Below are 13,936 nucleotides of genomic sequence, written 5' to 3' on the forward strand. Positions count from 1 at the left end.
ATGAACATGGTTGAAGTTGTGGATGTTGTCAAGACCTACAACAAGGGGTCTTTGACCGCTGTTGATCAGGTTAACTTTTCTGTAAAAAAAGGTGAGCTCTTTGGATTAATCGGTCCGGATGGTGCGGGTAAGACGACTATCTTTCGAATTTTGACAACCTTGCTTCTCCCCAACCAGGGAAGTGCTTCAGTGGCAGGACTTGACGTGGTGAAGGATTACAAGCAGATTCGTAAAATGGTAGGCTATATGCCGGGTAAATTTTCTCTTTATCAAGATCTAACAGTTGAAGAAAATCTGAATTTCTTTGCTTCTGTCTTCAACACATCCATTGCAGAAAACTATGATTTGATCAAGGATATTTATGTGCAGATTGAACCTTTTAAGGATCGAAGAGCGGGGAAGCTTTCTGGTGGGATGAAGCAGAAATTAGCTTTGTGTTGTGCCTTGATCCATAAACCAGAAATCCTTTTTCTTGACGAGCCAACAACCGGTGTAGATGTTGTTTCACGAAAGGAATTCTGGGATATGTTAGGAAGGTTGAAAGATCAGGGCATAACCATTCTAGTTTCAACGCCGTATATGGATGAGGCCACCCTTTGCGAGCGAATTGCTTTGATTCAGAATGGAAAGATTATGAGCGTTGAAACTCCTGACGAAATAATAAAGCAATACCCTGACCCTTTATTTGCAATCAAGGCTTCCAATATGGGTAAATTACTGATAGACCTTCGGAATAATCCCTATATCAAAACTTGCAACGCGTTTGGTGAATTTCACCATATAACCTTCAACAATTTGTCAGATAGTTCTATGGAAATTCTGGTTAAATCGCTTGAAAATCAAAACCATAAAGAAATTGAGATAAATCCTATTACGCCTAATATTGAAGATTGTTTCATTAATCTAATGAATTGAAATGAGCAAGGAAGTAGTAATTAAGACGGATAAACTAACGAAAAAATTCGGAGATTTTATTGCCACCAATTCAATAAGCTTTGAAGTTTATAAAGGTGAAATTTTCGGATTCTTGGGAGCCAATGGAGCAGGAAAAACTACTGCAATGAAAATGCTTTGTGGTCTATCGCGACCAAGTTCAGGTGAGGCTATGATTGCAGGATTCGATATTTATAAACAAACTGAAGAAATTAAGAAAAGTATAGGTTATATGAGTCAGAAGTTCTCCTTGTATGAGGACTTAACTGTAAAGGAGAATATTGATTTTTTTGGAGGGATTTATGGATTGCGATCAGAGGATCTAAAAGCTAAACGGGCTGAATTAATAAAAACCTTAGGATTGGAAAATGAAGTCAATCAATTAGTTTCTTCCTTACCCTTAGGTTGGAAACAGAAGCTTGCATTTTCGGTTGCTGTTATCCATGATCCAAAAATTGTATTCCTTGATGAACCCACTGGTGGAGTAGACCCCGTAACCCGTCGGCAGTTTTGGGATTTGATTTATGATGCCTCGAGTAGGGGAATAACCATTTTTGTCACAACCCATTATATGGACGAAGCCGAATATTGTAACCGTATTTCTATGATGGTCGATGGGGAAATCAAAGCATTGGACAGTCCTTTTAATCTGAAAAAACAATATGGTGCTGACACAATGGACGAAGTATTTTATGAACTGGCTCGCGGCGCCACAAGAAAGGGAGATTAAATGAAACAGTTTCTATCATTTGTAAGAAAGGAGTTCTATCACGTGTTTCGAGATAGGAAGACCCTATTAATGCTTTTTGGGTTACCCATTGTTCAAATCGTACTCTTTGGATTTGCCCTGACCAATGAAGTGAAGAATGCAAAGATTGTAATCTTCGATTATGCAAAGGACATCGCAAGCCAGGAAATAACTCAAAAATTCGAAGCTAACCAAAACTTCCAACTGACAAAATCTTTGATGAATGCTAAACAGATTGAGTCTGCGTTTAAAAAGGAAAATGTGAAGCTGGCCATTGTATTTCCGGCAAACTTCTATGAAGACCTTTTACATCTGCATAAAGCCCAAATCCAAATCATTGCTGATGGTTCCGATCCGAATACTGCGAGTACTCTTCAAAATTATGCAAATGCCATCATCATGGATTACCAAATGGATTTGTTGCAGAATCAGAAACTTCCTTACAGCATAAATACTGAACTCCGGATGCTCTATAATCCAGAACTTAAAGGAGCAACAACTTTTGTTCCCGGCATTATGGCCTTAGTCTTGATGCTGATCTGTGTATTGATGACTGCAGTTTCTATTGTAAGGGAAAAAGAAATGGGAACAATGGAAATTCTTCTGGTATCACCATTTAATCCTTTTTTGGTTATTGTATCTAAGGCATTGCCATATTTCTTGCTTTCAATGGTCAATCTGACTGTGATCCTCGTCATGGCAACAACGCTGTTAGATATGCCAATACATGGAAGCTTATTGTTGTTAGTAGCAGAAAGTGCACTATTAATCATCTGTGCATTGTCCGTGGGGCTACTAATTTCTAATATTACCAAGTCCCAACAAGCTGCCATGTTGATCTCTATGATGGGCATGATGCTGCCAATCATACTATTCACAGGCTTTATGTTTCCATTGGAAAATATGCCAAAACCACTTCAGTTGTTCTCCAATATTGTCCCTTCAAAGTGGTATTATATCATTGCAAAATCTATTATGTTAAAAGGATTAGGTATTGCAGCCATTTGGAAAGAAACGTTGGTTTTAATTGGAATGACTGTTTTGCTGTTGTTCCTGAGTCTGAAAAAATTTAAAACAAGATTAGAATGAGGTCATTGCTATTTTTATTGCGAAAGGAATTCAAGCAAATCTTTAGGAATAAAGCATTGCTTCCCTTAATATTTGTGGCACCAATCATGCAGCTTATTATCTTGCCATTGGCAGCAGATTTCGAAGTCAAGAATATCAATATTTCTGTGGTAGACCATGATCATTCCAGCTTTTCCCAGCAGTTGATCTCAAAACTGACGTCTTCTGGGTATTTCAGATTAATGGATTATGGCTCTTCATTTAAAAAGGGGCTGGAACAAATTGAACAAGATAAAGCAGATATTATATTGGAAATCCCAAACAATTTTGAACGTAATCTGATCAAGGAGGGTGAGGCGGATCTTTTTGTGGCAGCCAATGCCATTAACGGAGTAAAAGCAGGATTAGGATCAAGTTATTTGAGTAGGATTATCACTAATTTCAATGAAGATATCAGAACCAAATGGGTGAATAAACAAGGTGAATCAGGCATGTCCTTGATCGATGTCACAACCTCCAATTGGTTCAACCCTTATTTGATCTACAATAAATTTATGGTACCAGGTATTTTGGTTGCCTTGGTTACTATGGTTTGTTCCTATATGTGTTCCCTAAATATTGTAAAAGAAAAAGAGATGGGAACGATTGAGCAAATCAATGTTACTCCTATAAAGAAGTACCAATTTATCCTTGGGAAGCTCATTCCATTCTGGATAATTGGCATGTTTGTTTTTAGTGTGGGATTGTTTATCGTAGGAAGGTTTGTTTATGGAATTGTGCCGGTCGGCAATTTGTTGTTATTATATGGTTATTTAGCACTGTATCTTGTTGCAGTACTGGGTTTGGGATTGTTAATTTCTACGGTGTCGGATACTCAACAACAGGCTATGTCCGTTGCTTTTTTCTTCATCATGATTTTTATGCTGATGAGTGGCCTGTTTACTTCGATCGATAGTATGCCGACTTGGGCACAGGTGATTGCCAAAAGTATTCCAGTGACTTATTTCATCGAGGTAGTTCGAATGATCGTATTGAAAGGAAGTGGCTTTGAAGATATTCAGCAACACTTTCTTATCATGGTAGGATTTGCAGTACTGCTGAATACCCTTGCTATTTTAAATTATAGAAAGACTTCTTAGGAGTGATTAATCAACTCCGATCCACCATTCCTTCAATTCATTAGGTTTGTCTAAGTAAATAATCTGTCCCATTTTAGGGGTCCAGATCGGAAAGTTTTTATCCTTAGCCTCCTTGCTGATTCTAATTAATGGTTCGTCCCAAGCATGATTTGCTAATGGAAATTTAGAATTATGAACGGGGATTAAATTTTTCGTTTGGAGCTCTTGAGCAGCAGTAATTGCCTCTTCGGGCATAAGGTGAATGTACTTCCAGTTCTCATTATATTGGCCGTTCTCAAGAATGGCAACGTCGAATGGACCATATTGCTCACCAATGGCTTTAAAATGCTTACCATATCCAGAATCTCCTCCTATAAACAGTTTCATTGAATCAGTTTGAACAACAAATGATGACCACAGACTTGTATTTCTTTTTAGCCATCTTCCTGAAAAATGCCTTCCAGGTGTAGCTGTAAATTTCAACGAATCAAGATCTAAGCTTTCACCCCAATACAATTCATGAACATGCTCGGTAGGATAACCCCATTTGTCAAAATGTGCGCCTACCCCAATACTGGTGATAACATCCTTCACTCGAGGCTTTAACTTTTTAATGGTAGGGTAATCCAAGTGGTCCCAATGGTCGTGTGTGATTACTAAAATGTCGATATCAGGCATTTCTTCTGCCGTATACTGATGGGTCATATTGAATGCGGATACACTACCTGGAATTGGTGAAGCATGTCCGCTAAAAACAGGATCTACCAATATTCTTTTACCATCTAATTGGAGGTAATAGGAAGAGTGGCCAAACCAAACATATACATTCTCCGAAAGGGGAATGCTTTTCAGATCAGTGATATCAACAGGTAAAGGCTTGGATGGTGCATTTCTTTTATCCTTTCCAAAGAAAAACTGCATGAATACCGAAAAAGTACTCACTCCTTCTTTCATGGCTGGAGTTACTTCTAAATTATCATATACGCCATTTTTAAAAGTGGCAGTATGTTCCATACGTTTTAAGCGATCACCTGAAGCCAATGAACCCATCTGCTCAGAGCGGCTCAGTAAATAAACTGCCACTCCAATAATTAATATTAGGGCAAGTAATATATACATAACTATTTTAAAAAACTTTTTCATGTTAGTGAGGCGCAATTTACGCTATATTCTGTAATCTGATTGTAAGGATATAATTCAAAATAGTTAATAAATATAGTTATTAAGTAATCCCTTCAAATTAAATTCTTTTAATGAAAAAAAGCAGGCTATTTTGTTTAGCCTGCTTTTTTTTAGTATATGAAGGGTATGCTATTGATAGCCCAATAATTTCATTACTTGTTTAGAGTTCTGTTCTTCACCGAAAACCTCATAGTTAAAAGTTTCATCTCTATTCCTGCGAATAAGGACATGCTTTGGGGAAGGAAGTAAACAATGGTGAATACCTCCATATCCGCTCAATACTTCTTGGTATGCACCTGTATGGAAGAATCCTAAATATTGAACCTTACGAGTCTTTGGCATAAAAACAGAGTTCATATGTGCCTCTTGATTGTAATAATCTTGACCATCACAAGTAATCCCTCCTAGGTTAACTCTTTCATATTCCGAATCCCAATTGTTGATCGGAAGTAGGATATATTTCTGGTTTAATGCCCAGACATCTGGTAAATTCGTAATAAATGAACCATCCAACATTAACCATTTTTCACGATCATTCTGTTGTTTTCTTCCTAATACCTTGTATAAAATTCCTGAAGCTTCGGCAACGGTATATTTTCCAAATTCTGTAATAATATCCGGTTCAACAACTTCGTGGTGTGCACAGATCTGTTTGATGCGGTTAACAATCTCATTGACCATATACTCATAATCGAAATCATGAACTAATGAATCTTTGAATGGCATTCCTCCGCCAATATCCAAGGTATCTAGATCAGGATTGATCTTTTTGAACTTACAGTATAGTGTAACATATTTCTCCAACTCATTCCAATAGTAAGGTGTATCCGAAATACCGGAGTTGATAAAGAAATGTAATAATTTCACTTTGAAATGAGGGTTTTCAACGATTTTGCTGTTATAAAAGTCAATTACGTCCTCCATTCTGATCCCTAACCTTGAAGTATAGAACTGAGAATCAGGTTGCTCTTCAGCAGCAATACGAATACCTAAGTTGCAAGGTTCAGATAATTCAACCTCATCATCATACATGTTGAATTCCTCCTTATTATCCAATACCGGGATAATATTATGGTATCCATCGTGCAACATATCCACGATATATTGTTTGTATTGATAAGTCTTAAATCCATTACAGATGACGGTAATGTCCTTAGTTACCTTGCCTTGTCTTTCTAAAGCATCGATCATCGGCATATCAAATGCAGAAGAAGTCTCCAAGTGGATATCATTCTTCAATGCCTCTTCAACGATATGCTTGAAATGCGAAGATTTAGTACAGTAACAGTATTTGTAAGATCCACGGTAATTGTATTTCAACATTGCTGTTTGAAATAAAATCTTCGCTTGTTGAATCTTTTTACTGATTATAGGTAAATAAGTAAAACGTAAGGGCGTACCGTACGTTTCTATCATTTCCATCAAATTCAAATCGTGGAAGTACAATTCGTCATCGATGATATCGAATCCGTCTTGCGGAAAACCAACACTTAAGTCAAGAAATTCCTGATAGCTCTGCATTTTTTATTATTTTTGGCAAAGATATGCTTTCGTAATGAATACCTAAATAAACAAAGCGTTATTTTTTAAATTCATTATCAGAAAGTTACGAATATTACGAAATATTTACATGGCAAAATCAATCCAAGAACTGCTTATTGAGAAGACAGTCGAAGCGGTGAGCGCATTATATGGAGCAGAAATCCCTGCATCGCAACTTGCGTTACAAGAGACTAGAAAAGAATTTGAAGGTCAAATCACTTTAGTTGTATTTCCGGTTACCCGATTTTCTAAAAAATCTCCGGAAGTTACTGGAAATGAAATAGGTACTTTTTTAAAGGAAAACATCCAGGAGATCAATGATTTCAATGTCATTAAAGGTTTCCTAAACCTTAGTTTCTCTGATGGATACTGGATAGATTTGTTGAACAGCAGCATCCTTGCTGACTCTTTTGGGAAGTTCCCAAAAAATGGTAAGAAATTAATGGTGGAGTATTCTTCTCCAAATACCAACAAACCTTTACACTTAGGACATATTCGTAACAACCTTTTAGGATATTCTGTCGCAGAAATCCTAAAGGCTTATGGCTACGATGTCGTAAAAGCCAATCTCGTTAACGATCGTGGAATCCATATCTGTAAGTCTATGCTGGCTTGGGAGAAATTCGGAAATGGTGAAACTCCTCAATCTGCAGATTTAAAAGGAGACCATTTGGTGGGTAAATACTATGTGGTTTTCGACAAGGAATACAAGAAAGAAATCGAAGCATTAAAACTTGAAGGCCAATCTGAAGATGATGCTAAAAAGAACGCTCCTTTAATTAAGGAGGCTCAAAGCATGCTTCAAAAATGGGAAGCCGGAGATGAACAGGTATTAAATCTTTGGAAAACCATGAATGGATGGGTATATGCTGGCTTCGATAAAACATACAAACAACTTGGTGTTGACTTTGATAAATTTTATTACGAGTCTGAAACCTACCTATTAGGTAAGGATATTATTCAGGAGGGATTAGAAAAAGGTGTCTTCTTTAAAAAAGAGGACAACTCTGTTTGGATTGACCTGACCGATGAAGGGCTTGATCAAAAACTTGTTTTACGTGGCGACGGAACTTCTGTTTATATCACCCAAGATCTTGGAACTGCGCAATTAAAATACGATGAGTTTAAAATGGACGAGTCTATTTATGTTGTTGGAAATGAGCAAGATTACCACTTCAAAGTATTGTTCGCCATCCTGAAAAAATTAGGGAAGGTATGGGCTAATGGTTTATATCATCTTTCTTATGGCATGGTTGACCTGCCTTCTGGCAAAATGAAATCTAGAGAAGGAACTGTCGTTGATGCAGATGATTTAATGGCAGAGATGATTGAGACAGCAAAAGAAAGAACTGAAGAGTTAGGGAAGACTGAGGGTTTTAATGACGAGGAGAAAATAAGCCTTTATCAAACTATTGGTATGGGTGCTTTGAAATATTTCTTATTAAAAGTTGACCCTAAAAAACGACTACTATTTGATCCCAATGAATCTGTTGATTTCCAGGGTCATACCGGTCCATTTGTGCAATACACGCATGCCCGCATCAAATCTGTCCTTCGTAAGGCAGATTATAAAGCTGGAGATATTAAGGTTCCTGCGTCGATATCTTCCTATGAACGTGATCTAATTCAAGCTTTAGCAAATTATCCTGCCATTATTGAAGCATCGGCAAAGGAATTCAGTCCTGCTCAGTTGGCTAATTATGCTTATGATTTAGCTAAGCTTTATAATAAATTTTACCACGAGGAAACTATCCTAAAAGCTGAAGATGAAAACGTTAAAGGATTTCGTCTCCAACTCTCTGCTTCTGCAGCTAAGGTTATTGCCGAAAGCATGAACTTATTAGGTATAGAAGTTCCTGAAAGAATGTAAGAATGAAAAAACTAAAAGTAGGATTAATCGGATTTTCTATAGGTGGGCATGTTTTTCATGCCCCATTTATTGATGGAAATCCAGACCTTGAATTATATAAAGTTACAGCTCGCAAACCTGAACAACAGAAGATGTTGGCGGAGAGATATCCAAGTGCTATTGCTGTACTTTCCGCAGATGAAATAATCAACGACCCTGAAGTTGATATTGTAGCTATTGCTACATCCAACGATGTTCATTTTAGCCTGGCAAAAGCAGCATTAGAAGCCGGAAAGCATGTCGTTGTTGAAAAACCCTTTACCAACTATAGCGCTGAGGCTGATGAATTAATTGCATTAGCAAAAGAAAAGAACCTGATACTTTCGGTACATCATAACGCACGTTTCCATTCTGATTTTAAAACAGTGAAAAAAGTGATCGAATCTGGAAGATTGGGAAGAGTGGTAAACTATGAAGCACGGTACGATCGTTTCCGTAATTTCTTAAGAGCAGGGGCATGGCGTGAAGAGAACCTTCCAGGTTCAGGTATCCACTATGATCTAGGCGCTCACCTCATTGATCAAGCCTTACTTGTATTTGGGAAACCGAATGCCATCTTTGCTGACCTAAGGGTTCAACGTGACGGTGCAAAAGCTATTGATGATTTTGAATTTATCCTTTCCTACCCTGGAATTAAAGTGTCTTTAAAAGGGCAAATGTTAGCGAAGATTTCTACCGCTAGATATGCCGTTTATGGTATGAATGGTTGTTTCGTAAAATGGGGGGTCGATCCGCAAGAAGCCCTGTTGAGAGATGGGATATCCCCATCATCTGTTCCAAATTGGGGAAAAGAAGACCCTGCCTTCCAGGGAACAATTGCTATCCTGGAAGATGGGAAAGATGTGGAAGAGAAAATTGAAAGTGAAACAGGTTCCGGACAGGATTTTTATAAAAATATTGTTTCTGCCATAAAAGGGGAGGAAGACTTATTTATTAAACCCGAACAAGCTAGGGATGTAATCCGTATCCTTGAACTTGCCGAAAAGTCTTGGGCAGAGCAAAGGACTATATCTTTGGAAGGCGAATTGATCTCCTAATGAAAGAATTTGATGCGGTTATTATAGGTGCTGGTGCATGTGGACTGATGTGTTCCGTGCAGGCGGGGCTATTGGGTAAGCGCACGCTTTTGATAGAAAGAAATGATAAGCCTGGTGCCAAAATATTAATCTCCGGTGGTGGGCGTTGTAATTTTACAAATATCTATACGTCTACTGACAACTTTGTTTCTGAAAATCCTAAATTCTTAAATGCGGTTTTCGCTCAATGGACCGTGGATGATACTATAAATTTCTTTGAAAACTTTGGAAACATAAGTGGCCAGGAAAAAACTCTAGGCCAACTTTTTCCGACAAGCAATAAGGCAAAAGATGTTGTAGCGGTATTTACTAAGCTCATGTTTGATACCGGACAAGATCTTATGCTGAATACCTTAGTTAAAGCTCTTGATAAATCCGATGATGGTTATATTGTTAAGCTCGAAAAGGACGGGAAAGAGTCTTTAATTTCCGCAAAAAAAGTCGTCCTTGCTACAGGAGGACTTCCCGTAGCCAAATTAGGAGCTTCGGATTTCGCTCTTCGGATTGCTAAAAAGTATGACTTAAGGATTGTTGAAACTGCTCCTGCATTAGTACCATTAACCATAACAGGTAAAGACGCGGATTGGTATGCTTCATTGGCGGGAAACTCTGTTTTTTCCCGAGTTTACAATGATAAAATAAGCTTCGAAGAGAATATTCTTTTTACACATTGGGGACTGAGTGGTCCTGCCATTCTTCAGATTTCTTCTTATTGGAAACCAGGGCAAGATTTTACGATAGATCTGTTGCCAAAATTTAAACTCGAAAACCTAATCAAAGAGGAACGTAATCTTGGAGGGAAAAGAACCGTCGGACAGTTGCTGAATGATTATTTTACCAAAAAAATGGTCGAAGCATTAGGTCAATTCCTGCCAATACATTTAAAAATTGCATCCTTAAGTAAAGCTGATGCCAAACAGATCATTGATTTTATACATAAGTTTAAGGTTAAGCCAGCAGGTGATAAAGGCTATGATAAAGCTGAAGTAATGCGTGGGGGTATTGCCACTGATGAGTTAAATCCCAAAACCTTAGAAAGCAAGAAATGTAAAGGAATGTATTTTGGTGGAGAAGCCGTTGATATTACCGGTTGGCTTGGGGGCTATAATTTCCAATGGGCATGGGCTGCAGGCTATGCAATTGCACAAGATTTATAATTATTCAATCAATTTTAATTCATTAAAAAAGGCCGTACATAAAGTACAGCCTGGTAATTGTATTGGGTAAGGAGTAGTCTAAATATAATTTCGGAAAAGCTTAAAATTTATGTTCCAATACAGATTCTTTTTTAACATCAGTTACAGTTATTTCATTTTTCTTTGCTGATTTATTGTTTACAAGAATTTCGAATTGATACTTACCTGGCTTTTCAAATTCTGCTTTCATTTTATTGCTGAATTTTTTGAAGGGGTTGCTCTTCTTACTTTCACTTCCATTGGAATTTTCAATCCTTTTGTAATGGCTGAATCGATGCCCTTGGTATTAGATACCGAAAGCTTAACTAATTTAGGATCTTTTTCTTTTGTAGTGATTTTATAAGAAATTTCGATCGATTTAGGTTTTACCTTTTCTTTTTCCTTATCATCAGTACATGACATCGATGTTAATGCAGCGCTAAGTGTGGTAATTGCTAATAATGTTCTTAAAAATGTAGTAGTTTTCATTTTGAAAAATAAATAAAATTAATATTAAGTTAAAATAACATCTAGTCGACTTATGTTTTATCCTATAACGGAGGAAAAATTAATTACGCTACAAGTAATATTGAAAAATATTTAAATATTATTTATTTATGTTTCGAGGCTGTTGAGGGGGTATAGAATAGCTTATTCCATTGAATTTTTCGTAGTTTTGCACATCGAAGCAAACTGGTTCTATCGCTGCATTTGATATGGAGAGGAAAGTCCGGGCAACATAGGGTAATACGCTTCCTAACGGGAAGGCTAATTTTAGGATTAGACAGCAAGTGCCACAGAAAATATACCGCCTTTCGGGGTAAGGGTGAAAACGTGAGGTAAGAGCTCACGGATTTATATGGTAACATATATCTCGGTAAACCTCGTATGTTGAAAGACCAAATAGGTTGCAAGATCAGAAAGCGACCCGTTTTCTACCTTCGGGTAATTGCAATGGGTAGGTTGATTGAGTTTGCATGTGAATGCAAACCTAGATAAATGATAGAAATTCTTATTTTAGAATACAGAACCCGGCTTACAAGGTTTGCTTCTTTTTATATTAGAACATGTTCTGTACCTATAAATATTTTGGTAAGTTATGACGACAGTATTAATTATTGATGATGAGCGCCCAATCCGTAGCTCACTAAGAGATATCTTAGAATATGAGGACTACAAAGTCCTTGATGTGGACAACGGTGAAGACGGTCTAAAAATCCTTCAAAAAGAGAAAATTGACTTGGTATTATGTGATATCAAGATGAATAAAATGGACGGTATGGAAGTCCTGACCGCCGCAAAGGAATTTTCCGATATCCCTTTTATCATGATATCGGGTCATGGTACAATTGAAACTGCTGTTGAAGCAGCTAGAAAAGGAGCCTTTGATTTCCTTGAAAAACCGCTAGACCTTAATCGTCTACTAATCACTGTAAGAAATGCCCTTGAAAGAGGGTCTTTAGTGAAAGAAACAAAGGTCCTTAAACGTAAAATCTCCAAAACCAAAGAGATTTTAGGTGAATCTTCTGGTATAAATTTAATTAAAGATACCATTGATAAAGTTGCGCCAACTGAAGCACGCGTACTTATTACAGGTGCGAATGGTGCTGGTAAGGAACTTGTTGCTCGTTGGTTGCACGAAAAATCTGGACGTTCAAGCTCCACTTTAGTAGAGGTCAACTGTGCGGCAATCCCATCGGAATTAATCGAGTCTGAATTATTTGGACACGAAAAAGGTTCATTTACCTCTGCTGTCAAACAACGTATCGGTAAATTTGAACAAGCTAACAACGGAACATTATTCCTTGATGAGATTGGAGATATGAGCCTTTCTGCTCAAGCAAAGGTTTTACGTGCTTTGCAAGAAAATAAAATCACTAGAGTAGGGGGCGAGAAGGAAATCGATGTTAATGTGCGTGTAATTGCCGCAACAAATAAAGATCTTCTAAAGGAAATCGAAGACGGCAATTTCCGTATGGACTTATACCATCGATTAAGTGTGATTTTGATTCACGTTCCTTCTTTAGCAGACAGAAAAGACGATATCCCAACTTTAGCGAATGCTTTCTGTGAAGAAATCTGTGCTGAGTACAGCATGCCTGTCAAAGCATTTACGCCAGACGCTATGAAAGCTTTACAATCATTGCCTTGGACTGGAAATATCCGTGAACTAAGAAACATGATCGAACGTTTGATTATTCTTTGTGATAAGAAAATAACTGAGGAAGACGTTTTGAAATTTGCAAACCCTGGTGGTCCGGCGCCTGTTATTCATAATGGAAGTGCTCCTGCCTCAAATGGTTTCGATATGGAACAGTTTACTTCTTTCCAAGATTTTAAAGACTTCTCTGAATGTGAATTCATTAAATATAAACTTGAAAGAAACAATTGGAACGTATCGAAGACTGCAGATGATCTAGATATTCAACGAAGTCATTTATACAGTAAAATCGAAAAATTCGGTTTGAAAAGAGACTAAAATTATAAAGGCCTGATGTTCATCAGGCCTTTCTTTTTATTAGTTATACTACTTTTAATTTTTTAATCGTTGTATTTTCTTTTCTGACGGCTATATAACATATAAATAGCTACAGTCAAAACTACAATACCGATTATGATGTACCCTAATGCAGATCCCTCACCAGTGCTAGCTTTGGTGCTGTCCTGTGCAAACAAACCAATAGATACTGCATTTAGTAGCACTAACACATTCCACTTTCTCATGATCAAATAGATTTTTAAGTTTATTTTATTAATACGGATAATATAATGCAAAAATCATGACAAAGCAAATGTTTTAACGATTATTTAACCTATTAAATGCCATAAATCATTACTGTAACATAAATTTTACTATAAAACAAAGCTTTTTTGAGCATGAAGCTTAATCTCCTCAGGAAATTTGGTAATTCCATGTCTTAAGACATGAATACCAATTTAATACACCTTAGCATCGAAACCGACTAGTTTAAAGGTTTAGGATCTATATAGTCGCTAAGAAATAGTTTCCAGAGCTAAAGCTCTGGAATGACAATTTTTTTTGTTGGTTAGACGGTAAAATGGATAAAATGGTCCCCTTTTGAAGGGACCATTTTATCCATTTTACCCCTTCCTCCCCCCAAGGACGCTGTCATTCCATGCCGTAAGGCATGGAAACCATTTCAAGCCCAAATTTCACGCTCTAG

13 protein-coding genes and 1 other RNA gene are annotated in these 13,936 nt (G+C 37.2%); 9 read left to right on the plus strand and 5 right to left on the minus strand.

Annotation, left to right across the window (positions count from 1 at the left end; genetic code table 11):
• Genes E0Y80_RS10865 through E0Y80_RS10880 form a run of 4 tightly spaced genes read left to right on the plus strand, consistent with a single transcriptional unit; the run spans position 1 to position 3,888 of the window.
• Positions 1-915 (plus strand): ABC transporter ATP-binding protein, encoded by a 915-nt coding sequence (locus E0Y80_RS10865; RefSeq protein WP_231596020.1) that lies wholly within the window; start codon positions 1-3, stop codon positions 913-915.
• Between the two features lies 1 nt (position 916).
• Positions 917-1,663: an ABC transporter ATP-binding protein gene (locus tag E0Y80_RS10870; protein WP_156307689.1), complete on the plus strand. Its 747-nt coding sequence runs from the start codon at positions 917-919 to the stop codon at positions 1,661-1,663.
• Entirely contained in the window at positions 1,664-2,770 is a 1,107-nt protein-coding gene (locus E0Y80_RS10875) for an ABC transporter permease (protein ID WP_156307690.1), read from the plus strand.
• Positions 2,767-3,888, plus strand: a complete 1,122-nt coding sequence (locus E0Y80_RS10880; protein WP_156307691.1) for an ABC transporter permease — start codon at positions 2,767-2,769, stop codon at positions 3,886-3,888. The genes E0Y80_RS10875 and E0Y80_RS10880 overlap by 4 nt, the downstream gene beginning before the upstream one ends.
• 6 nt (positions 3,889-3,894) lie before the next feature.
• Here E0Y80_RS10880 and E0Y80_RS10885 read toward each other — a convergent pair whose 3' ends face one another.
• Both E0Y80_RS10885 and E0Y80_RS10890 read right to left on the minus strand, forming a co-directional pair.
• Entirely contained in the window at positions 3,895-4,986 is a 1,092-nt protein-coding gene (locus E0Y80_RS10885) for an MBL fold metallo-hydrolase (RefSeq protein ID WP_156307790.1), read from the minus strand.
• 192 nt (positions 4,987-5,178) lie between these two features.
• Positions 5,179-6,570, minus strand: coding sequence for an arginine decarboxylase (locus E0Y80_RS10890; protein ID WP_156307692.1), 1,392 nt, complete (start codon positions 6,568-6,570; stop codon positions 5,179-5,181).
• Positions 6,571-6,679: 109 nt separating this feature from the next.
• On the opposite strand from E0Y80_RS10890, the gene argS reads away from it, so the two are divergent.
• The 3 genes from argS to E0Y80_RS10905 are packed head-to-tail and all read left to right on the plus strand — an operon-like array spanning position 6,680 to position 10,733.
• Entirely contained in the window at positions 6,680-8,461 is a 1,782-nt protein-coding gene (argS, locus tag E0Y80_RS10895; RefSeq protein WP_156307693.1) for an arginine--tRNA ligase, read from the plus strand.
• Between the two features lie 2 nt (positions 8,462-8,463).
• Positions 8,464-9,537 carry a Gfo/Idh/MocA family oxidoreductase gene (locus tag E0Y80_RS10900; protein WP_156307694.1) on the plus strand — a complete coding sequence of 358 codons (1,074 nt, stop codon included), beginning with the start codon at positions 8,464-8,466 and terminating at the stop codon, positions 9,535-9,537.
• Positions 9,537-10,733: a BaiN/RdsA family NAD(P)/FAD-dependent oxidoreductase gene (locus E0Y80_RS10905; RefSeq protein ID WP_156307695.1), complete on the plus strand. Its 1,197-nt coding sequence runs from the start codon at positions 9,537-9,539 to the stop codon at positions 10,731-10,733. Before E0Y80_RS10900 ends, E0Y80_RS10905 begins: the two co-directional genes overlap by 1 nt.
• Positions 10,734-10,833: 100 nt before the next feature.
• On the opposite strand, the gene E0Y80_RS20765 is transcribed toward E0Y80_RS10905, so the two are convergent.
• A complete protein-coding gene (locus tag E0Y80_RS20765) occupies positions 10,834-10,962 on the minus strand; it encodes a FimD/PapC N-terminal domain-containing protein (RefSeq protein ID WP_231596021.1) in 129 nt (42 codons plus the stop codon).
• On the minus strand, positions 10,959-11,240 hold the full coding sequence (locus E0Y80_RS10910; protein WP_156307696.1) for a hypothetical protein: 282 nt from the start codon (positions 11,238-11,240) through the stop codon (positions 10,959-10,961). The genes E0Y80_RS20765 and E0Y80_RS10910 overlap by 4 nt, the downstream gene beginning before the upstream one ends.
• Positions 11,241-11,437: 197 nt before the next feature.
• On the opposite strand from E0Y80_RS10910, the gene rnpB reads away from it, so the two are divergent.
• An RNA gene (gene rnpB, locus E0Y80_RS10915) (RNase P RNA component class A) lies at positions 11,438-11,806 on the plus strand.
• Positions 11,807-11,850: 44 nt separating this feature from the next.
• Positions 11,851-13,230, plus strand: coding sequence for a sigma-54-dependent transcriptional regulator (locus tag E0Y80_RS10920; protein WP_156307697.1), 1,380 nt, complete (start codon positions 11,851-11,853; stop codon positions 13,228-13,230).
• 62 nt (positions 13,231-13,292) lie between these two features.
• On the opposite strand, the gene E0Y80_RS10925 is transcribed toward E0Y80_RS10920, so the two are convergent.
• Positions 13,293-13,475: an LPXTG cell wall anchor domain-containing protein gene (locus E0Y80_RS10925; protein ID WP_156307698.1), complete on the minus strand. Its 183-nt coding sequence runs from the start codon at positions 13,473-13,475 to the stop codon at positions 13,293-13,295.
• Positions 13,476-13,936: the final 461 nt, after the last annotated feature.

The organism is Sphingobacterium endophyticum (genome assembly GCF_009733535.1).
GTDB lineage: Bacteria > Bacteroidota > Bacteroidia > Sphingobacteriales > Sphingobacteriaceae > Sphingobacterium > Sphingobacterium endophyticum.